Here is a 20358-nt window from a genome sequence, read left to right as displayed (position 1 = left end):
CATGTACCAGGCGATCGTCTTCCTCCCCCTCGTCGGCTTCCTCATCGCCGGCCTGTTCGGCCGCTCCATCGGCGCCCGCGCCAGCGAGATCGTCACCACCTCGCTGCTGTTCGTGGCCTGCCTGCTCGCCTGGATCGCCTTCATCGACGTCGGCTTCTCCGGCCACGACGCGCGCGTGCAGGTGATGAAGTGGATCTATGTGGGCGACCTGAAGATCGACTGGGCGCTGCGCATCGACACCATGACCGCGATCATGCTGATCGTCGTCACCTCCGTGTCCTCGCTCGTGCACCTCTACTCCATCGGCTACATGCACGAGGATCCGAGCCGGCCGCGCTTCTTCGCCTATCTGTCGCTGTTCACCTTCGCCATGCTGATGCTGGTGACGGCCGACAACCTGGTGCAGCTGTTCTTCGGCTGGGAGGGCGTCGGCCTCGCCTCGTACCTGCTCATCGGCTTCTGGTACGAGAAGCCGTCCGCCAACGCCGCCGCCATGAAGGCGTTCGTGGTCAACCGCGTGGGCGACTTCGGCTTCATGCTCGGCATCTTCGCGATCTTCGTGATGACCGGCTCGGTGGCGTTCGAGACCGTGTTCGCCCAGGCGCCCTCGCTCGCCGGCAAGACCATCAACTTCCTCGGCCACCACTGGGATGCGCCGACGGTGATCGCGCTGCTGCTGTTCGTCGGCGCCATGGGCAAGTCGGCGCAGTTCCTGCTGCACACCTGGCTGCCCGACGCCATGGAGGGCCCGACCCCGGTGTCGGCGCTCATCCACGCCGCCACCATGGTGACGGCGGGCGTGTTCATGGTGGCGCGCATGTCGCCCATCTTCGAGCTCTCGCCCACCGCGCTCGACATCGTCATGCTGATCGGCGCCACCACCGCCTTCTTCGCCGCGACCATCGGCCTGGTGCAGAACGACATCAAGAAGGTGATCGCCTACTCCACCTGCTCCCAGCTCGGCTACATGTTCGTGGCCATGGGGGCGGGCGCCTACTCCATCGGCATGTTCCACCTGTTCACGCACGCCTTCTTCAAGGCGCTGCTGTTCCTCGGCGCCGGCTCGGTGATCCACGCCATGCACCACGAGCAGGACATGCGCCACATGGGCGGGCTCTGGAAGAAGATCCCCTTCACCTACGGCGTGATGCTGGTGGGCACGCTCGCCATCACTGGCGTGCCGCCGCTCGCGGGCTATTATTCCAAGGACGCCATCATCGAGGCGGCCTATGCCAGCCACAACTACTTCCGGGTCTACGGCTACTGGCTGACCGTGATCGCCGCGGCGCTCACCGCCTTCTATTCGTGGCGCCTCGTGTTCATGACCTTCCACGGCAAGCCGCACGACCACCACCACTACGACCACGCCCATGAGAGCCCGCTGGTGATGACCATCCCGCTGGCGGCGCTGTCGGTCGGCGCGATCTTCGCCGGCTTGGCCTTCAAGGACGTGTTCATTGGCCACGGCGTGGAGCACTTCTTCCGCCACTCCATCTTCATGGGGGCGGAGAACCACATCCTGCACGCCATGCACGACATCCCCGGCTGGGCGGTGTGGGCGCCGACCCTCATGATGGTGATCGGCTTCGCCTTCGCGCTCTGGTTCTACATCCTCGACCCCTCGGTCCCGGTGCAGCTTGCCCGCTCGCAGGACGCCCTCTACCGCTTCCTTCTGAACAAGTGGTACTTCGACGAGATCTACGACTTCCTGATCGTCAAGCCGACGCTCTGGCTCGGCCGGTTCCTGTGGAAGCGGGGCGACGGCACCGTCATCGACGGCTTCGGGCCGGACGGCATCTCCGCGCGCGTCATCGACGTGACGGGGAGGGTGGTGCGGCTCCAGTCCGGCTACCTCTACCACTACGCCTTCGTGATGCTCATTGGCGTCGCGGCCTTCATCACCTGGTTCATGTTCGCCGGAGTGTGACGCGATGACCGGTTGGCCCATCCTCTCCGTCGTCACCTTCCTGCCTTTGGTGGGGGCGCTGTTCATCCTGGCGGTCCGGGGCGACAGCGAGGTCACCGCGCGCAACGCCCGCTGGGTGGCGCTGTGGACGACGCTCGTCACCTTCGTGGTCTCGCTGCTGCTGCTGCCCGGCTTCGACCCCGCCGCCCCCGGCTTCCAGTTCGTGGAGAAGAAGGCCTGGCTCGGCGACGTCGCCGCCTACCACATGGGCGTCGACGGCATCTCGCTGCCGTTCGTGATCCTGACCACCTTCCTCATGCCGTTCTGCATCCTCGCCTCGTGGGAGAGCGTGCACAAGCGGGTGAAGGAGTACATGATCGCCTTCCTGGTGCTCGAGACCCTGATGGTCGGCACCTTCTGCGCCCTCGACCTCGTGCTGTTCTACTTCTTCTTCGAGGGCGGCCTGATCCCGATGTTCCTCATCATCGGCATCTGGGGCGGGCAGCGGCGCATCTACGCGGCGTTCAAGTTCTTCCTCTACACGCTCGCCGGCTCGGTGCTGATGATGCTCGCCATCATGGCCATGTACTGGCAGGCCGGCACCACCGACGTGCCCACCTTGATGAAGTTCGGCTTCCCGTCCGGCATGCAGACCTGGCTCTGGCTCGCCTTCTTCGCCTCGTTCGCGGTGAAGATGCCCATGTGGCCGGTGCACACCTGGCTGCCCGACGCCCACGTGGAGGCGCCCACCGCCGGCTCGGTGATCCTCGCCGGCATCCTGCTGAAGATGGGCGGCTACGGCTTCATCCGCTTCTCGCTGCCCATGTTCCCGGAGGCGAGCCACCTGTTCGCGCCGCTGGTGTTCACGCTTTCGGTGGTGGCGATCATCTACACCTCGCTGGTGGCCCTCGTTCAGGAGGACATCAAGAAGCTGATCGCCTATTCGTCCATCGCCCACATGGGCTTCGTGACCATGGGCATCTTCGCCATGAACGAGGCGGGGCTTCAGGGCGCCATGTTCCTGATGATCTCGCACGGCTTCGTCTCGGGCGCCCTGTTCCTGTGCGTGGGCGTGATCTACGACCGCATGCACACGCGCCAGATCGCCGCCTATGGCGGGCTCGTGCACCGCATGCCGCTCTACGCCACCGTGCTCATGGTGTTCACCATGGCGAACGTGGGCCTGCCGGGCACCTCGGGCTTCGTCGGCGAGTTCCTCACCATGCTCGCCGCCTTCGAGCGCAACACCTGGATCGCCTTCTTCGCCGCCACCGGCGTGATCCTGTCGGCGGCCTACGCGCTGTGGCTCTATCTGCGCGTGATCTTCGGGCCGCTGGAGAAGGACAGCCTGAAGGCCATGGCCGACCTCTCGCCGCGCGAGATCGCGATCATGGCGCCGCTGGTGGTGCTCACCGTCCTCTTCGGCGTTTGGCCGGCGCCCATCCTCGACATGACGTCGAGCGCGGTGGGCACGGTGATCGCGCGCACCGACGAGGTGGCGGCGGCGGTGAAGACCGCGCTGCTCCTTCCCTTCTGATCCCGGATGACCGCCATGTCGCAGCTCCTGCCCCCCATCGCCGCGGTCCTGCCCGAGCTGCTGCTCGCGGTATCGGCCATCGTGCTGATCCTGATCGGCGCGTTCCGCGGGGAAGCCGCGGCGAACCTCGTGACGGGGCTCGCCATCGCCGTGCTGGCGGCGGCGGCGCTGCTGGTGCTGCTGGCCCCGGCCGGCGAGGTGGTCGCCTTCAACGGCTCGATGGTGATCGACACCTATTCGCGCTTCATGAAGTTCCTGGCGCTCGCCGGCGCCACCGTCTCGCTGGTGATGGCGGTGGACTGGCTGAACCGGGAGAAGCAGCAGAAGTTCGAGTATGCGGTGCTGGTGCTGCTGGCGACGCTCGGCATGTGCATCCTGGTCTCGGCCGGCGACCTGATCGCGCTCTATCTCGGCCTCGAGCTGATGAGCCTATCGCTCTACGTGGTGGCCGCCATCAACCGCGATTCGGTGCGCTCCACCGAGGCGGGCCTGAAGTATTTCGTCCTCGGCGCGCTGTCCTCGGGCATGCTGCTCTACGGCGCCTCGCTGATCTACGGCTTCACCGGATCGGTGAACTTCTCGGTCATCGCCACGGTGGTGAAGGAGCCCTCGCTGGGGCTCATCTTCGGCCTCGTCTTCCTGCTGGCCGGCCTGTGCTTCAAGGTCTCGGCGGTGCCGTTCCATATGTGGACGCCGGACGTCTACGAGGGCGCGCCGACCCCGGTCACCGCCTTCTTCGCCACCGCGCCCAAGGCCGCCGCCATGGCGATCTTCGCGCGCGTGACGGCGGAGGCGTTCCCGCACGTTACCCACCAGTGGCAGCAGATTGTCGCCTTCGTCGCCATCGCCTCCATGGTGCTCGGCGCCTTCGCCGCCATCGGCCAGCGCAACATCAAGCGCCTGCTCGCCTATTCCTCCATCGGCCACATGGGCTTCGCGCTGGTGGGCCTCGCCGCCGGCACCGAGCAGGGGGTGCGCGGCGTCCTGGTCTACATGGCGATCTACGTCGCCATGACGCTCGGCTCGTTCGCCTGCGTGCTGGCCATGCGCCGCAAGGGGCAGGCGGTGGAGAGCGTGGACGATCTCGCCGGCCTCGCCTCCCGCAGCCCGCTGATGGCGCTGATGCTGGCGGCGCTCATGTTCTCGCTCGCCGGCATCCCGCCGCTGGCCGGCTTCCTCGCCAAATACTACGTGTTCCTGGCCGCCATCCAGGCCGGGCTCTACTGGCTGGCGGTGATCGGCGTGCTCGCTTCGGTCGTGGGCGCCTTCTACTACCTGCGCATCGTCAAGATCATGTATTTCGACGAGCCGGCGGAGGCGTTCGACCCCATGCCGTCGGAGCTGAAGGCGGTGCTGGGCGTGAGCGGGCTTTTCACGATCTTCTATTTCGTCTATCCCGCTCCCCTCATCGAGGCGGCGGGTGCCGCCGCCCGCTCGCTCTTCTGATCGAATGGCCGCATACGAATTCCAGGGTTCCACGGTTCCCATCGTCCGCTACACCGAGATCGGCTCCACCAATGCCGAGGGGCTCGCGCGCCTCGCGCGCGGCGAGACCATGCCAGTGTGGCTGGTGGCGGACGTGCAGACCGCCGGCCGCGGCCGGCGCGGGCGTCCCTGGACCTCGGAGGTGGGCAACCTGTTCGCGACCCTGGTGCTGCCGAATCCGGCGCCGGCCGCGAACCTCGCCCAATTGTGCTTCGTCGCCGGCCTCGCCTTGCGCGATGCGGTGGCGCGCGCGGCGCCCGACATCGCGAGCGACCGCCTCAAGCTCAAATGGCCCAACGACCTGCTCGTCGACGGCGCCAAGCTGGCCGGCATCCTGGTGGAGGGCGGTTCCGACGCCTACAGCCGCCCGGCGGCGGTGATCGGATTCGGCGTCAATTGCCTGCACCATCCCGACGGGCTTGCCTATCCCGCCACCTCCCTTGAGGCCGCGGGCGCCCCGGCCGCCCCCGACCGGGTGCTGGAGGCGCTCGACATCGCCATGGCGGCGCGCATCAGCCAGTGGAACGCCGGCGCCGGCTTCCCGGATATCCGCACCGAATGGATGCGCCACGCGCTCGGCATGGGCGACCAGGTGAGCGTGAAGGTGGGCGAGCGCGAGGTGGTGGGGCGATTCGAGAACATCGACGCGCGCGGAGCCCTGATGCTGAGGCGCAAGGACGGCGTCGCGGAGATCATCACGGCGGGCGACGTCTCCCTCATCAAGCCGGACTGAAGCGGTCCGGGAATGCGGCGCGTCGCGCGCCGCGGGATGGAAACGGCGGAACAGATGGCACATCCCGACGAGTTGGTATTCGCGCCCCTGGGCGGCGTCGGCGAGATCGGCATGAATCTCGCCCTGTACGGCTTCGGTCCGCGCAAGGCGCGCGCCTGGCTGGTGGTGGACCTCGGCATGAGCTTCGCCGGCCCCGAGGCGCCCGGCGTCGACCTGGTTCTGCCCGACATCCGCTTCCTGGAGGCGGAAAGGAAGAACATCGCCGGCCTCGTCATCACCCACGGCCACGAGGACCATGTGGGGGCGGTGCTGGACCTGTGGCCGCGCCTCAAGTGCCCCATCTACACCACGCGCTTCACCGCCGGGCTGCTGGAGGCCAAGCGCGCCGGCGAGCCGGGGGCGCCGTCCTCGCTGCCCGTGACCGTGGTGCGCTCGGGGGCGACGGCCGAGATCGGCCCGTTCGCGGTCGAGTTCGTGCCGGTCGCCCACTCGATCCCGGACAGCCATGCGCTGGCGATCCGCACCGGCGCCGGCCTCGTCATCCATACCGGCGACTGGAAGCTCGACCCGACCCCGCTGGTGGGCCTGCCCACCGACACCGCGCGCCTGAAGGCGCTGGGCGACGAGGGCGTCAGGGCGCTGATCTGCGATTCCACCAACGCCATCCGCGACGGCGTCTCGCCCTCCGAGGCGGATGTCGCCGCCGCGCTGACCGAGATCGTCGGCAAGGCGAAGCACCGCGTCGCCTTCACCACCTTCTCGTCCAACGTCGCGCGCGTGCGCGCCATCGCCCAGGCGGCGCGCGCCAACGGGCGCGAGGTTGTGGTGGTGGGCCGGGCGCTGGAGCGCGTCATCGGCGTGGCGCGGGAGGAGGGGCTGCTCGACGGCGTGCCGGCCTTCCGCGGCGCCGACGCCTTCGGCTTCCTGCCGCGCGACAAGGTGGTGGCGATCCTCACCGGCAGCCAGGGCGAGCAGCGCGCGGCGCTGCGGCGCATCGCCGACGACGACCATCCCGAGATCGCGCTCTCGCCGGGCGACCTGGTGGTGTTCTCCTCGCGCACCATCCCCGGCAACGAGAAGGTGGTGAACCACATCATCAACGCTCTGGTGCGCCGCGGCGTCGGGGTGATGACCGACCGCGACGGGCTGGTGCACGTTTCCGGCCATCCGCGGCGCGGCGAGCTGAAGCAGATGTACGAGTTGGTGCGCCCCCAGGTGGCGATCCCGGTGCACGGCGAGGCGCTGCACCTGCACGAGCACGCCAAGCTCGCGAAGAGCCTCGGCGTGCCGGAGGTGCTCACCTGCTATGACGGCCACGTGGTGCGGCTCGCGCCCGGCCCGGCGGAGCGGGTGGACGACGTGCCGTTCGGCCGGCTCTACAAGGACGGTCGCCTCCTGGTGCCCGAGGCCGCCCGCGCGATCCCGGAGCGGCGCAAGCTCTCCTTCGTGGGCGCGGTGTCGGTGGCGGTCGCCGTGGACCGGCAGGGCGGCATAGCCGGCGACCCGTCGGTGGAGATATCGGGCATTCCCGAGCGCGGGGAGGGCGGCATCGACATGCTCGACCACGTGCTCGACACGGTGAGCGCGACGCTCGAAGGCCTGCCGAAGGCGCGCCGGCGCGATCCCGAGGCGCTCGCCGAGACGCTGGAGCGGGCCGTGCGCGCGGCGGTGAACGCGGTGTGGGGCAAAAAGCCCGTTTGCCACGTGCACGTTCTCGAAGTGTGATGGCGTGATCCACAAGGGCGCCGGCAGGGCGCGAGGAGGGGTTCCATGATCGGACGGCTGAACCACGTGGCCATCGCGGTGCGCGACCTGTCCGCCGCGGCGGCCCTCTATCGCGACACCCTGGGCGCGTCGGTGTCCGAGGCGGTGCCCCAGCCCGATCACGGCGTCACCACCGTGTTCGTCCATCTGCCCAACACAAAGATCGAGTTCCTGGAGCCGCTCGGCGCCGATTCGCCGATCATGAAGTTCCTGGAGCGCAACCCGGACGGCGGCATCCACCACATCTGCTACGAGGTGGACGACATCCTGGCCGCGCGCGACCAGCTCAAGGCCAACGGCGCCCGCGTGCTGGGCTCGGGCGAGCCGAAGATCGGCGCCCACGGCAAGCCGGTGCTGTTCCTTCACCCGAAGGACTTCAACGGCACGCTGGTGGAGCTGGAGCAGGCGTGACGCCGTGAGCCCGCTGACCCTCATCGCCATCTATTTCATCGTCTGGTGGGTGACGCTGTTCGCGGTGCTGCCGTGGGGCGTGCGCTCCCAGGCCGAGAGCGCGGACGTGACGCCGGGCACGGACCCCGGCGCCCCGATGCGCCCGCTGCTGGCGAGGAAGCTGCTGGCCACCACCCTCGTGGCGGCGCTCATCACCGGCGCCCTGGTCTATCTGGTCGCCAGCGGCATGGTCTCGCTGGACGACTTCCCGATGCCGTTCGACACAAGGCCGTATTGAGGCTGGCTTCTCCACCGCGGCGCCGGGGCCGACGGGAGCCTGGCGCAGTGACAGCCGGCATTCTGTGATCGTCATGCCCGGGCATCCACGGGCAGCGTTCGGAGGCTGGGAGATCGGCCCGGCGTGGATGGCCGGAACCCGGCGCCCCGTTCTGGAGACAAGGGGCAAAAAACAAAGGCGAGACCCGGAAGGTCTCGCCTTTCTCGTCCACGGCTCCTGAAGGACGTCCGAAGGTCTCAGCCTTCTTGGTGCGCCCGCGGCCAATCCGTGATGCCGATTCCGTATTGTGCCCCCGCAAGGTGGCCATCGGTCGGCGATTTTTGTCGATTCCTCCCGAGACCTGGACCACGTTCACCGGCCAAAGGCTGCGGTGACGATCCCCTTTCTTATGCAGGAACACGTTAGAACAAGAATCTGTCGCTTGTCATCCTTGCAGCGCAATAACCATTCGCTGCAATGCAATAACCGAGAATGGTACCGCTGACATTCCCGTTCGGCGTGCACGGCGCCGGCGGCAGGAGCGGGCGAGCGCCGGAAGGCGGTCCGGGCGCCCGTCCGATCCCGCTTCGGCCCCGAAAGGTGTGACGCGGCCGGCCATCGCTCTTGTGTTTCGGGACCGGTTCCGGTTTCTCTGCGCCCCACCTTCCCCTCGCATGCCAGGGACGACCGATGCGCCTCTCCCGATATTTCCTGCCCATCCTGCGCGAGGTGCCCAAGGAGGCGGAGATCGTCTCCCACCGGCTGATGCTGCGCGCCGGCATGATCCGCCAGGAGGCGGCGGGCATCTATGCCTGGCTGCCGCTCGGCCACCGCGTGCTCAACAAGGTGTGCAACATCATCCGCGAGGAGCAGAACCGCTCCGGCGCCATCGAGATGCTGATGCCCACCATCCAGTCGGCGGACCTGTGGCGCGAGAGCGGGCGCTACGACGACTACGGCAAGGAGATGCTGCGCATCAAGGACCGGCACGAGCGCGACATGCTGTTCGGGCCCACCAACGAGGAGATGATCACCGAGATCGTTCGCGCGTATGTGAAGTCGTACAAGGCGCTGCCGCTCAACCTCTACCACATCCAGTGGAAGTTCCGGGACGAGGTGCGCCCGCGCTTCGGCGTCTACCGCTCGCGCGAGTTCCTGATGAAGGACGCCTATTCCTTCGATCTCGACGCCGCCGGCGCACGGCACTCCTACAACAAGATGTTCGTCGCCTATCTGCGCACCTTCGCGCGCATGGGCCTGAAGGCCATCCCCATGGTGGCCGACACCGGCCCCATCGGCGGCAACCTCTCCCACGAGTTCATCATCCTCGCCTCCACGGGCGAGAGCGAGGTGTTCTGCCACGGCGACTATCTCGACATGGCGCCGCCCTCCGCGAACCTCGACTTCGACGACGCGGCGGGCCTGCAGGCGATCTTCGACCAGTGGACCAGCCTTTATGCCGCCACATCGGAGAAGCACGACGAGGCGGCCTTCGCCGCCGTCCCCGAGGCGCGGCGCATGGCGGCGCGCGGCATCGAGGTGGGTCACATCTTCTACTTCGGCACCAAATATTCCGAGCCCTTCGGCGCCAAGGTCCTCGGCCCGGACGGCAAGGAGCACACCATCCACATGGGCTCCTACGGCATCGGCCCCTCGCGCCTCGTGGCGGCCATGATCGAGGCCTCCCATGACGAGGCCGGCATCATCTGGCCGGACGCCGTCGCCCCGTTCGACGTGGGCATCCTCAACCTGAAGACCGGGGACAGCGCCACGGATGCTGCCTGCGCCGAGCTTTACGCGACGCTTACCGGCCAGGGCTACGATGTCCTGTACGACGACACCGAGGAGCGCGCCGGCGCCAAGTTCGCCACCGCCGACCTCATCGGCCTGCCCTGGCAGGTGCTGGTGGGGCCGAAGAGCCTGGCGGAGGGCAAGGTGGAGCTGAAGCGCCGGGCCGACGGATCGCGCGAGCTCCTGTCGCCCGCCGATCTGGTGGAGAGGCTGAAGGCATGAGTGAAGGCCGGGTCGAGACCAGCGCACTGACCGAGGCGACGGGCACGCGGCCCTTCGCCCCCTTCGAATGGATGCTGTCGCTGCGCTACCTCAGGGCGCGGCGCAAGGAAGGCTTCATCTCGGTCATCGCCGGCTTCTCCTTCCTCGGCATCGTGCTCGGCGTGGCGACGCTGATCATCGTCATGGCGGTGATGAACGGCTTTCGCCAGGAGCTGCTGTCCAAGATCCTCGGCCTCAACGGCCACGTGCTGATGCAGCCGCTCGAATCCCCGCTCACCGACTACCAGGCGGTGGCCGAGCGCATCTCCAAGCTCAACGGCGTGCGGCTCGCCGTGCCGCTGGTGGAGGGGCAGGCGCTCGCCTCCTCGCCATTCGGCGCCTCGGGCGTGCTGGTGCGCGGCATGTCCGAGCAGAGCCTGCGCGGCCTGCCCTCGGTCTCCGGGCACCTGGTCGGCGGCACGCTGGAGAATTTCGACCGCGGCCAGGGCCTCGCCATCGGCAAGCGCCTCGCCGACCAGCTTTCCCTCAGGGTGGGCGACAACATCACGCTCGTGGCGCCGCGCGGCGCGGTGACGCCCATGGGCACCTCGCCGCGCATCAAGGTCTACAAGGTGGCGGCGATCTTCGAGATCGGCATGTCGGAGTACGATTCGGCGTTCGTCTTCATGCCGCTGCCGGAGGCCCAGGCCTATTTCAACCGCAACGGCGACGTGAGCGCGATCGAGATCTACGTCGACAATCCCGACGACGTGGAGGAGCTGCGCGGCGCCATCCAGGCGGCGGCGCAGCGGCCCGCTTATCTCGTCGACTGGCGGCGGCGCAACGCCACCTTCTTCAACGCGCTCCAGGTGGAGCGCAACGTGATGTTCCTGATCCTCACCCTGATCGTGCTGGTGGCGGCGCTCAACATCGTCTCCGGCCTCATCATGCTGGTGAAGGACAAGGGCCACGACATCGCCATCCTGCGCACCATGGGCGCGACCCAGGGGGCGATCATGCGCGTGTTCCTGATCACCGGCGCCGCCATCGGCGTGGTGGGCACCTTCGTCGGGCTGATCCTCGGCGTGGTGGTGTGCCTCAACATCGAGAGCATCCGCCAGTTCATCTCCTGGCTCACCGCCACCGAGCTGTTCTCGCCCGAGCTCTACTACCTGAGCCGCCTGCCGGCGCAGATGAACGTGGGCGAGACCACCTCCGTGGTGGTCATGGCGCTGGTGCTGTCGCTGCTCGCGACCCTCTATCCCTCCTGGCGGGCCGCGCGGCTCGATCCGGTCGAAGCCCTGAGGTACGAGTGATGGACCAGCCGGTGGAGACCCGCGGGCCGATGGCCGCGCCGCCCGGCGGGGCGGGCGGCGGCGAGAAGCGCGAGCCGGCGCTGCTGCTCGCCGGCGTGAAGCGGCGCTACGCCCAGGGCGCCCAGGCGCTGGAGATCCTGCGCGGGGTGGACCTGAAGGTGGCGCAGGGCCAGTCGGTGGCGCTGGTGGCGCCCTCGGGCTCGGGCAAGTCCACGCTGCTGCACATCGCCGGCCTCCTGGAGCATTCCGACGAGGGCGAGGTGTTCATCGCCGGCACCTCCACGGCGCGGCTCGCCGACCGGGAGCGCACGCGCCTGCGGCGCCTCAACATCGGCTTCATCTACCAGTTTCACCATCTGCTCGGCGAGTTCTCGGCGCTGGAGAACGTGGCCATGCCGCAGATGATCCGCGGCCTGTCCCGCGCCCAGGCGGACGCGCGGGCCAAGGAGCTGCTCACCTATCTCGGCCTCGGCGCGCGGCTCACGCACCGGCCCTCGGAATTGTCCGGCGGCGAGCAGCAGCGCGTCGCCATCGCCCGCGCGCTCGCCAACGCGCCGCGCCTGCTGCTGGCGGACGAGCCCACCGGCAACCTCGACCCGCGCACCTCCGATCATGTCTTCGGCGCGCTCACCGAGCTGGTGCGCGCCACCGGCGTCGCGGCGCTGATCGCCACCCACAACCTGGAGCTGGCGAGCCGCATGGACCGGCGCGTGACGCTGCGCGAGGGCAAGGTGGTGGAGCTCGCCTGAGCGCTCCGGCCGTGCACCGAGCGTGGACGGGCAGGGGCGCGGATAGGCAGGGGCGTGGACGGGCAGGGCCCGATAGGCGCGCGGAACCCCCGCGCGCCGCGCTCACACCAGCCGGCTCTGGTCCTTCGCCGCGCCCACGAACGAGGCGAACAGCGGGTGCGGCTCGAACGGGCGCGACTTCAGCTCGGGATGGAACTGCACGCCGATGAACCAGGGGTGGTTGGAATATTCCACGATCTCCGGCAGCAGGCCGTCCGGCGACATGCCGGAGAATTTCAGCCCGTGCTGCTCCAGCCGGTCGCGGTACGAGGTGTTCACCTCGTAGCGGTGGCGGTGGCGCTCGAAGATGTCGCGCTTGCCGTAGACGCCCTCCACCCGGCTGCCGGGCTCCAGGTGCGCCGGATAGGCGCCGAGGCGCATGGTGCCGCCGAGGTCGCCGGCGGCGTTGCGCTTCTCCAGCTCGTTGCCGCGCATCCATTCGGTGAGCAGGCCCACCACCGGCTCGTTGGTGGGGCCGAACTCGGTGGAGTTGGCCGCCTCGATGCCGGCGAGGTTCCGCGCCGCCTCGATCACCGCCATCTGCATGCCGAAGCAGATGCCGAAATAGGGCACCGCCCGCTCGCGCGCGAACTGGGCCGCGCGGATCTTGCCCTCGGCGCCGCGCTGGCCGAAGCCGCCGGGCACCAGGATGCCGTGCACGTGCTCCAGGAACGGGGCGGGGTCCTCGCGCTCGAAGGTCTCGCTCTCGATCCAGTCGAGGTTCACCTTCACCTTGTTGGCGATGCCGCCATGGGCGAGCGCCTCGATCAGCGACTTGTAGGCATCCTTGAGGCCCGTGTACTTGCCGACGATGGCGATGGTGACCTCGCCCTCGGGGTTGCGCACCCGGTCCTCTATGGTGTGCCAGCGCTGGAGGTTCGGTGCCGGCGCCGGCTCGATGTGGAAGGCGGCCAGCACCTCCTTGTCGAGCCCCTCGGCGTGATAGGCGGAGGGGACGGCGTAGATGTTGTCCACGTCGCGCGCCTCGATCACCGCGCTTTCCCGCACGTTGCAGAACAGCGAGAGCTTCCTGCGCTCCTCGCGCGGGATCTCCCGGTCGGTGCGGCAGAGCAGGATGTCCGGCTGGATGCCGATGGAGCGCAGCTCCTTCACCGAATGCTGGGTCGGCTTGGTCTTCAGCTCGCCGGCGGAGGGGATGTAGGGCAGCAGCGTCAGGTGGATGAAGATGGCGTGGCCGCGCGGCAGCTCGTTCTTCAGCTGGCGGGTGGCCTCGAAGAAGGGCAGGCCCTCGATGTCGCCCACCGTGCCGCCGACCTCGATCAGCACGAAGTCGAACCCCTCGTTGCCCTCCAGGACGAAGTCCTTGATGGCGTTGGTGACGTGGGGGATGACCTGGATGGTGGCGCCGAGATAGTCGCCGCGGCGCTCCTTGGTCAGGATGTCCTGATAGATGCGCCCGGTGGTGATGTTGTCCTGCTTGGTCGCCGGATGGCCGGTGAACCGCTCGTAGTGGCCGAGGTCGAGGTCGGTCTCGGCGCCGTCGTCGGTGACGAACACCTCGCCGTGCTGGTACGGGCTCATGGTGCCCGGATCCACGTTCAGATAGGGGTCGAGCTTGCGCAGACGGACGGTGTATCCGCGCGCCTGGAGAAGCGCGCCGAGAGCTGCGGAGGCGAGGCCCTTGCCGAGGGAGGACACGACGCCGCCTGTGATGAAGATGTAGCGCGCCATGGGCCTCGACCTTACCTCGTGCAAACGCGATTCGGCGAGGGCGAAGCCGCGACGGCCCCGCCTCGCCTGTGGAGAATGAGGCCGCGCCCTCCTTTTCGGGGAGGGCGCGACGCGGTCACTGGGACTGGGGAACCGCCGGGCCGGACGGGGCCGCGGGCGCCGCCGGGGCGGGCGCCGCGGGCGCGCCGGGCGCGGCCGGAGCGCCGCCCTGCGGGCGAATCTGGTCAAGGATCGAGCCGCCGCTCTGCGGCACCTGCGGGCCCGAGGGCGCGGCCGACGGCAGGATCGAGCGCGGTGCGCGGTGCCAGCCGGCGCTGATGGTCAAGGCCAGGGAGGTGATGAAGAACAGCACCGCGAGGATGGCGGTGGCGCGGGTGAGGACGTTGGCCGAGCCGCGGGCGGTGAAGAAGCCGCCGGCGCCACCGCCGCCACCGCCGCCGATGCCCAGTCCACCGCCCTCGGAACGCTGGATGAGCACGACACCGATGAGCGCGAGCACCACCATCAGGTGAATGACAATCAGAACGGTCTGCATGGAATCCATCATGTTCGCGCCCGGCACGCCGGGAGCGTCGTCGCGGGCGTGTTACACGATCCCGCCGCGGGATGGAAGGGTATCGGCGCCCGGGGCGCGGACCGGCGCGGGCGCTTCCGGCCTCACTGGAGCTCGACAGGGTCCACGGACGGCAGCAGGCGCGTCTGCAGATGCGGCGCGAAGGACGGCAATTCCGCCTGCGCATAGGCGCGCGCCGCGGCGCTCTCGTCGAGCACCTGGATTGACCTCGGCGGCGGTTTCTTCTCGGCGAAGGAATCCACCTCGGTTCCGAGATAGACCACCTCGCCCGCCTCCACCCTGACGCCCTTGTCGATGGCGATCCGGGCGCTGCCGAGGGGAAGCCGGATCTTGTGCGCCAGGGTTCCGTCGCTCTGCAGGTGGATGTTGACCTTGGCCGGCACCCCGGTCGGCACGTATCGGCCCGGCGGCACAACGGCGACGCCCCAGCCCAGCTGGGCCATCGAGCCCCGCTTGCGCAGGAACACAACGCGGACCCTGTCCGTGTTGACCTCGCGCAGCGTGTACACATACGGGAACGGAATCTCGTCGCCGTCCGGCGACTTGGCGTAGGCCCGCACGATGACGACCGCGCCCTTCTCCGTCCTCAGCCGCTCCAGCGTCACGTCCTTCAGCAGATCGGGGTAGACCTCGTGCCAGAAGGCGGGCGGCATCTCCGCGATCGTCTTCACCCGCGCCGCATGCGCGCGCTTCATGACTTCCGGCGCGGCGGGATCGAGCTTCTCGGCGCCCGGCGGCTGGTCGATCGGCCCGTCCTGGGCCTGCGCGCCGCTGGCCATGGCGCCGGCGAGCATGCTGGCAAAGGCGAGGATCGCCATCGGGCGCCGCGCCCGGCGCCAAGGTTCATGATGCATGAGCCGCCCCTTCCCGCCTTGTCCCCGCCCCGCGGCCAGCCGCATCCTTGCCGATTGGGCCGGGAGACCCATCTACCGCGAATTGCATGACACCCCGGCGAACGCCTGTCTACTCCACCGCCATCAGCACTGCCGAGGCGAGCGCGATGGCCCACACCGCCCCGCTCACCTCACGGCCGCGACCGGCGATCAGCTTCACCCCCGCATGGGCGATGAAGCCGAGGCCGATCCCCGTGGCGATGGAGAAGGTGAAGGCGATGGCGAGCGCGGTCAGCGCCGCCGGCAGCGCCTCGGCCGGATCGTCCCAGGGCAGGTCCTTCAGCGGCGCCATCATGGCGAGCGCCACGAACAGCAGCGCCGGCGCGGTGGCGAAGGCGGGAACGGCCAGCGCCAGCGGCGCGATCAGCAGGCAGGCGAGGAACAGCGCCGCCGTGGCGACGCTCGCAAGGCCGGTGCGCCCGCCGGCGGTGATTCCCGCCGCGCTCTCGATGTAGGACACCGTGTTGGAGGTGCCGAGCGCCGCCCCCACCATGGCGCCGCCCGAATCGGCCAGCATCACCCGGCCGAGGCGCGGCACCGTGCCGTCCGCGCGCATCAGCCCGGCGCGGCCCAGGGTGGCGATCAGCGTGCCCATATTGTCGAGCAGCCCCACCAGGAAGAAGGCGAACACCACGCCGGTCATGGAGAGCCTGAGCGCCCCGGCAAGGTCGAGTTGGAGGAAGGTCGGCGCCAGCGAAGGCGGCGCCGAGACCAGGCCCGAAAAGGCGGTGAGGCCGAGCGGTACCCCCGCGAGCGCCGCCGCCGCCACCGCGATCAGGATCGCGCCGGGAATCCTGCGGGCGGCGAGGCCGGCCATCAGCACGAAGCCGGCGCAGGCGATCAGCACCTTGGGATCGGAGATATCGCCGAGACCGATCAAGGTGGCGGGCTTCGCCACCACGACGCCCATGCCCTGGAGGCCGAGCAGCCCCAGGAACAGGCCGATGCCGGCGCCGATGCCGAGCTTGAGCGGGAGCGGGATGGAATTCACCAGCCATTCGCGCACCTTGAGCACGCTCACCAGCAGGAACAGGAGGCCGGACAGGAACACGGCGCCGAGCGCGGTCTGCCACGGCACGCCCATGCCGAGCACCACGGTGTAGGTGAAATAGGCGTTGATCCCCATGCCGGGGGCGAGGGCGATGGGATAGTTGGCGATCAGCCCCATGGCGAGCGAGCCGAGCGCGGCGGCAAGGCAGGTGGCGGTGAAGGCGGCGCCCCGGTCGATCCCGGCCTCGGACAGGATCTGCGGGTTCACGACCAGGATGTAGCTCATGGTGAGGAAGGTCGTGAGCCCGGCGGCGAGCTCGGTCGGAACGGTGGTGTGGTTCTCGCCGAGCCTGAACAGGCGCTCCAGTGTCGTCCGCATGCTTGCCCCCGTGCCGCGCCATCCCGCCAGACCCCGAATATTCTCCGGCATCATGGAAACGAGAAGGGCCGCTGCGGCGTTTCAGCGGGAAAGCGCGCCGTTCGGCGCGGGAGGCTCGGATCGCTCCAATTTGCCCGTAGGGCAGGATCGTCCATTGACGCCGGCCGGACCGCAATAGCATTTTACCATTCGTCATCGCAGAAGCTTCTTTTGTCCGATCGCAACGTCTGGAGAGGGCCTCAAAATGCGTATGTTTGCGAGCATTCTGCTGGCGGTGCCGATTCTGGCCGCTGCCACCGTCGGTGCCGGCGCCTTTCCGGCGTTGCCCGCTCCGGCGGATGCCGGTCCGACATTGGTCGCGCAGGGCTGCGGCTGGGGTGGCTGGCGCGGGCCGTGGGGCGGCTGCCGCTATGGCTATTACGGGCGGCCGGTCGTGGTCGTGCCGGGGCCGGTGGTGGTCAATCCGCAAGGCTGTCCGCCCGGCTACTGGCGCGGGCCCTGGGGCCATTGCCGCGACACGCCCTATCACGGGCCGCTGCCCGGCGGCGGCTACAGGTATTGATGCGCGGCCGCGGCCCGAATGGGCCCGCCCCTGTTCAACCCCAGCGACATGAGACACCCATGATCCGCCATTCCTCGCGCCTTGCGGCGCTCGGCCTGTCCGGCCTCATCGCCGTGACGGCCGCAAGTTTCGCCGGCCCGGCCGCGGCCCAGAACGCGCCGGCCGCTGCCGCGCAGCCCGCCGACCCGGCGCTGACGTCTCCGCCCTTCACCGAGGACGACGCCCGCGCCATCCGCAATGCCCGCATCGCCGCGCTGAAGACGGTGATCGAGCTGACCCCCGAGCAGGAAAAGCTCTGGGCGCCGGTGGAGAAGGCGATCCGCGACATCGCCCGCAACTCCGCCCAGCGGCGCGAGAAGCGCTTCAGCGCGCCGCCGCCCGCCGACTTCCTGGCCGCGCTGGAAGAGGTGGCCGATGCCGAGGCCGCCCGCGCGGCCGACCTCAAGGCGTTCATCGCCGCGGCGAAGCCCTTCGTCGCGTCGCTGACGCCGCAGCAGAAGCATCGCATCCCGGTGTTCCTCGGCCTGGTCGACGCGCCCGGCGGGCCGCCGTCCAGCGCGCTCTGGATCTTCGAGGAAGAGCAGGGCTGAGACCCGCACCCCGGTCCCGAAACGAAGAGCGCCCGGCAGTGCCGGGCGCTTTTTGTATTGTCGGCTCTGAGGGCGCCGGCGGCGATGAGGCGCGCCGCCGGCCGGACGTCATCCGCCGTGGCCCAGCACCGCCAGCAGCAGCAGGGCGACGATGTTGGTGATCTTGATCATGGGGTTCACGGCGGGGCCCGCCGTGTCCTTGTAGGGATCGCCCACCGTGTCGCCGGTGACGGAGGCCTTGTGCGCCTCCGAGCCCTTCATGTGGCGCACGCCGTCCTTGTCCACGAAGCCGTCCTCGAACGACTTCTTGGCATTGTCCCAGGCGCCGCCGCCGGAGGTCATGGAGATGGCGACGAACAGGCCGGTGACGATCACGCCCAAGAGCATGGCGCCGAGGGCCGAGAAGGCCGCCGACTTGCCCGCCGCGCCGCCGCCCGCCACGAAGTAGATGACGAAGTAGCAGACGATGGGCGAGAGCACCGGCAGCAGCGAGGGGACGATCATCTCCTTGATCGCCGCCTTGGTGAGCATGTCCACGGCGCGGGAATAGTCCGGCTTCTCGGTGCCGGCCATGATGCCCGGCTTCTCGCGGAACTGCCGGCGCACCTCCTCGACGATGGCGCCCGCCGCGCGGCCCACCGCCGTCATGCCCATGGCGCCGAAGAGGTAGGGCAGGAGGCCGCCGAACAGCAGGCCTACCACCACGTACGGGTTCTCCAGCGAGAAGTTCGGCGCCACGCCGGCGAAGTAGCTGCCCGGCGCCGCCTGGGCGACGAAGTACTTCAGGTCCTGGCTGTAGGCCGCGAACAGCACCAGCGCGCCGAGGCCCGCCGAGCCGATGGCGTAGCCCTTGGTGACCGCCTTGGTGGTGTTGCCCACCGCGTCGAGCGCGTCGGTGGACTGGCGCACCTCCTTGGGCAGGCCGGCCATCTCGGCGATGCCGCCGGCATTGTCCGTCACCGGCCCGAAGGCATCGAGCGCGACGATCATGCCGGCGACGCCGAGCATGGTGGTGGCGGCGATGGCGATGCCGAACAGGCCCGCGAGCCCGTACGCCACCAGGATGCCGGCGATGATGACGATGGTCGGCAGCGCGGTCGATTCCAGCGACACCGCGAGACCCTGGATGATGTTGGTGCCGTGGCCCGTGACCGAGGACTGGGCGATGGACACCACCGGACGGTAGCCGGTGCCGGTGTAGTATTCGGTGATGACGACGATGGCGCCGGTCACCGCGAGGCCCACGAGGCCGCAGATGAAGAGGCTCGTGCCGGTGTAGCCGGTGGTGCCGATGGGGCCGAAGCCCGGCAGCAGCCAGGTCACCGCCGCGAGCGCGATGACGGAGAAGCCCGCCGTCGCCATGAGGCCCTTGTAGAGCGCGCCCATGATGGAGGAGGTCGGCCCCAGCCGCACGAAGAAGGTGCCGGCGATGGAGGTGAGGATGCACGCGCCGCCGATCGCCAGCGGATAGACGATCATGGTGTCGAGCAGCGCCGGGGTGGCGGCGAAGAAGATCGCGGCGAGCACCATGGTGGCGACCACCGTCACCGCGTAGGTCTCAAACAGGTCGGCCGCCATGCCGGCGCAGTCGCCGACATTGTCGCCCACGTTGTCGGCGATGGTGGCCGGGTTGCGCGGGTCGTCCTCCGGGATGCCGGCCTCCACCTTGCCGACGAGGTCGCCGCCCACGTCCGCGCCCTTGGTGAAGATGCCGCCGCCGAGACGGGCGAAGATGGAGATCAGCGAGGCCCCGAATCCGAGCGCCACCAGCGCGTCCACCACGGTGCGCGAGTTGGGGGCGAGGCCGATGCCCTTCACCAGCACCGCGTAGTAGACCGCGACGCCGAGCAGCGCGAGGCCCGCCACCAGCAGGCCGGTCACCGCGCCCGCCTTGAAGGCGAGGTCGAGGCCGCCCGCCAGCGACTTGGTCGCCGCCTGGGCGGTGCGCACGTTGGCGCGGACCGAGACGTTCATGCCGATGAAGCCGGCGAGGCCGGAGAGAATGGCGCCGATGGCGAAGCCCACCGCCACCAGCCAGCCGAGGAAGATGCCGACCAGGACGAAGATCACCACGCCGACGATGCCGATGGTGGTGTACTGCCGCTTGAGATAGGCCTGCGCGCCTTCCGCGATGGCGGCCGCGATCTCCTGCATGCGCGCCGTTCCGGCATCCGCGGACATGAGGGCGCGCACCGCCCATGCGCCGTAGCCCACGGCCAGCAGACCGCAGACGACAATCAATAGCAAAGCCAGCATTTTCCCACCTTTAGTTTCCAGCCTGTTCTTGTTGGCGCGGGAGTGTGATGGGTGGCGCGCGCGGGCGCAACGGCCTCGATCATTTTTCGACCACATTGGAGCAATTGGACGCGGACCCCGGCGCCGGAACGGGGCGGCGCCCATCCGGCTGCCGCCGCGCGGCCCGGCGGCCGCTTGGCGAGGCACGTCGCGGCGGGTGGGCGGATGGTCCGGTCGACCGATTTGCGTTAATTC

17 protein-coding genes are annotated in these 20358 nt (G+C 69.1%); 12 read left to right on the top strand and 5 right to left on the bottom strand.

The genetic code is table 11. The annotated features are described in order from the left end of the window. The first annotated feature begins 1 nt into the window (after position 1). From nuoL to V5F67_RS14365, 10 genes are all read left to right on the top strand, one after another. Entirely contained in the window at positions 2-1927 is a 1926-nt protein-coding gene (gene nuoL, locus V5F67_RS14410) for an NADH-quinone oxidoreductase subunit L (protein WP_394017111.1), read from the top strand. Between the two features lie 4 nt (positions 1928-1931). After that, the gene (locus V5F67_RS14405) at positions 1932-3443 is read left to right on the top strand and encodes an NADH-quinone oxidoreductase subunit M (protein ID WP_394017112.1); all 1512 of its coding nucleotides are present in this window, start codon (positions 1932-1934) and stop codon (positions 3441-3443) included. Between the two features lie 15 nt (positions 3444-3458). Beyond that, the gene (gene nuoN, locus V5F67_RS14400) at positions 3459-4889 is read left to right on the top strand and encodes an NADH-quinone oxidoreductase subunit NuoN (RefSeq protein WP_394017113.1); all 1431 of its coding nucleotides are present in this window, start codon (positions 3459-3461) and stop codon (positions 4887-4889) included. 4 nt (positions 4890-4893) lie between these two features. After that, positions 4894-5661, top strand: coding sequence for a biotin--[acetyl-CoA-carboxylase] ligase (locus V5F67_RS14395; RefSeq protein ID WP_394017114.1), 768 nt, complete (start codon positions 4894-4896; stop codon positions 5659-5661). 54 nt (positions 5662-5715) lie between these two features. Then, complete coding sequence (locus tag V5F67_RS14390; RefSeq protein ID WP_394017115.1) at positions 5716-7386, top strand: ribonuclease J; 1671 nt, start codon at positions 5716-5718, stop codon at positions 7384-7386. Between the two features lie 45 nt (positions 7387-7431). Then, entirely contained in the window at positions 7432-7836 is a 405-nt protein-coding gene (gene mce / locus V5F67_RS14385) for a methylmalonyl-CoA epimerase (protein ID WP_394017116.1), read from the top strand. A 4-nt stretch (positions 7837-7840) separates the two neighbouring features. Next, on the top strand, positions 7841-8113 hold the full coding sequence (locus V5F67_RS14380; protein WP_394017117.1) for a DUF1467 family protein: 273 nt from the start codon (positions 7841-7843) through the stop codon (positions 8111-8113). A 669-nt stretch (positions 8114-8782) separates the two neighbouring features. Continuing rightward, complete coding sequence (proS, locus tag V5F67_RS14375) at positions 8783-10105, top strand: proline--tRNA ligase (RefSeq protein WP_394017118.1); 1323 nt, start codon at positions 8783-8785, stop codon at positions 10103-10105. Further along, the gene (locus V5F67_RS14370) at positions 10102-11400 is read left to right on the top strand and encodes a lipoprotein-releasing ABC transporter permease subunit (protein WP_394017119.1); all 1299 of its coding nucleotides are present in this window, start codon (positions 10102-10104) and stop codon (positions 11398-11400) included. The genes proS and V5F67_RS14370 overlap by 4 nt, the downstream gene beginning before the upstream one ends. Positions 11401-11429: 29 nt before the next feature. Then, positions 11430-12149 (top strand): ABC transporter ATP-binding protein, encoded by a 720-nt coding sequence (locus V5F67_RS14365; RefSeq protein ID WP_394017805.1) that lies wholly within the window; start codon positions 11430-11432, stop codon positions 12147-12149. A 102-nt stretch (positions 12150-12251) separates the two neighbouring features. Here V5F67_RS14365 and pyrG read toward each other — a convergent pair whose 3' ends face one another. From pyrG to V5F67_RS14345, 4 genes are all read right to left on the bottom strand, one after another. Then, the gene (gene pyrG / locus V5F67_RS14360) at positions 12252-13880 is read right to left on the bottom strand and encodes a CTP synthase (RefSeq protein WP_394017120.1); all 1629 of its coding nucleotides are present in this window, start codon (positions 13878-13880) and stop codon (positions 12252-12254) included. 115 nt (positions 13881-13995) lie between these two features. After that, a complete protein-coding gene (secG, locus tag V5F67_RS14355) occupies positions 13996-14415 on the bottom strand; it encodes a preprotein translocase subunit SecG (RefSeq protein ID WP_394017121.1) in 420 nt (139 codons plus the stop codon). A 122-nt stretch (positions 14416-14537) separates the two neighbouring features. Next, positions 14538-15308: a hypothetical protein gene (locus V5F67_RS14350; RefSeq protein ID WP_394017122.1), complete on the bottom strand. Its 771-nt coding sequence runs from the start codon at positions 15306-15308 to the stop codon at positions 14538-14540. A gap of 109 nt (positions 15309-15417) precedes the next feature. Beyond that, on the bottom strand, positions 15418-16716 hold the full coding sequence (locus tag V5F67_RS14345; RefSeq protein ID WP_394017123.1) for an NCS2 family permease: 1299 nt from the start codon (positions 16714-16716) through the stop codon (positions 15418-15420). A 244-nt stretch (positions 16717-16960) separates the two neighbouring features. On the opposite strand from V5F67_RS14345, the gene V5F67_RS14340 reads away from it, so the two are divergent. Both V5F67_RS14340 and V5F67_RS14335 read left to right on the top strand, forming a co-directional pair. Further along, positions 16961-17278: a GCG_CRPN prefix-to-repeats domain-containing protein gene (locus V5F67_RS14340; RefSeq protein WP_394017124.1), complete on the top strand. Its 318-nt coding sequence runs from the start codon at positions 16961-16963 to the stop codon at positions 17276-17278. Positions 17279-17337: 59 nt separating this feature from the next. Continuing rightward, the gene (locus V5F67_RS14335) at positions 17338-17868 is read left to right on the top strand and encodes a Spy/CpxP family protein refolding chaperone (RefSeq protein ID WP_394017125.1); all 531 of its coding nucleotides are present in this window, start codon (positions 17338-17340) and stop codon (positions 17866-17868) included. Positions 17869-17976: 108 nt separating this feature from the next. On the opposite strand, the gene V5F67_RS14330 is transcribed toward V5F67_RS14335, so the two are convergent. Beyond that, positions 17977-20124: a sodium-translocating pyrophosphatase gene (locus tag V5F67_RS14330; protein ID WP_394017126.1), complete on the bottom strand. Its 2148-nt coding sequence runs from the start codon at positions 20122-20124 to the stop codon at positions 17977-17979. Positions 20125-20358: the final 234 nt, after the last annotated feature.

Source organism: Xanthobacter pseudotagetidis (genome assembly GCF_043194795.2).
Classification (GTDB): domain Bacteria; phylum Pseudomonadota; class Alphaproteobacteria; order Rhizobiales; family Xanthobacteraceae; genus Xanthobacter; species Xanthobacter tagetidis_A.
This window is presented reverse-complemented; position numbering and strand designations above follow the sequence as displayed.

What these genes read in the sequence shown, in the direction of transcription:
- nuoL (WP_394017111.1), top strand. Translation starts at nt 2, where the DNA reads ATGTACCAGGCGATCGTCTTCCTCCCCCTCGTCGGCTTCCTCATCGCC.
- V5F67_RS14405 (WP_394017112.1), top strand. Translation starts at nt 1,932, where the DNA reads ATGACCGGTTGGCCCATCCTCTCCGTCGTCACCTTCCTGCCTTTGGTG.
- nuoN (WP_394017113.1), top strand. Translation starts at nt 3,459, where the DNA reads ATGTCGCAGCTCCTGCCCCCCATCGCCGCGGTCCTGCCCGAGCTGCTG.
- V5F67_RS14395 (WP_394017114.1), top strand. Translation starts at nt 4,894, where the DNA reads ATGGCCGCATACGAATTCCAGGGTTCCACGGTTCCCATCGTCCGCTAC.
- V5F67_RS14390 (WP_394017115.1), top strand. Translation starts at nt 5,716, where the DNA reads ATGGCACATCCCGACGAGTTGGTATTCGCGCCCCTGGGCGGCGTCGGC.
- mce (WP_394017116.1), top strand. Translation starts at nt 7,432, where the DNA reads ATGATCGGACGGCTGAACCACGTGGCCATCGCGGTGCGCGACCTGTCC.
- proS (WP_394017118.1), top strand. Translation starts at nt 8,783, where the DNA reads ATGCGCCTCTCCCGATATTTCCTGCCCATCCTGCGCGAGGTGCCCAAG.
- V5F67_RS14370 (WP_394017119.1), top strand. Translation starts at nt 10,102, where the DNA reads ATGAGTGAAGGCCGGGTCGAGACCAGCGCACTGACCGAGGCGACGGGC.
- V5F67_RS14365 (WP_394017805.1), top strand. Translation starts at nt 11,430, where the DNA reads ATGGCCGCGCCGCCCGGCGGGGCGGGCGGCGGCGAGAAGCGCGAGCCG.
- pyrG (WP_394017120.1), bottom strand. Translation starts at nt 13,880, where the DNA reads ATGGCGCGCTACATCTTCATCACAGGCGGCGTCGTGTCCTCCCTCGGC.
- secG (WP_394017121.1), bottom strand. Translation starts at nt 14,415, where the DNA reads ATGCAGACCGTTCTGATTGTCATTCACCTGATGGTGGTGCTCGCGCTC.
- V5F67_RS14350 (WP_394017122.1), bottom strand. Translation starts at nt 15,308, where the DNA reads ATGCATCATGAACCTTGGCGCCGGGCGCGGCGCCCGATGGCGATCCTC.
- V5F67_RS14345 (WP_394017123.1), bottom strand. Translation starts at nt 16,716, where the DNA reads ATGCGGACGACACTGGAGCGCCTGTTCAGGCTCGGCGAGAACCACACC.
- V5F67_RS14340 (WP_394017124.1), top strand. Translation starts at nt 16,961, where the DNA reads ATGCGTATGTTTGCGAGCATTCTGCTGGCGGTGCCGATTCTGGCCGCT.
- V5F67_RS14335 (WP_394017125.1), top strand. Translation starts at nt 17,338, where the DNA reads ATGATCCGCCATTCCTCGCGCCTTGCGGCGCTCGGCCTGTCCGGCCTC.
- V5F67_RS14330 (WP_394017126.1), bottom strand. Translation starts at nt 20,124, where the DNA reads ATGCTGGCTTTGCTATTGATTGTCGTCTGCGGTCTGCTGGCCGTGGGC.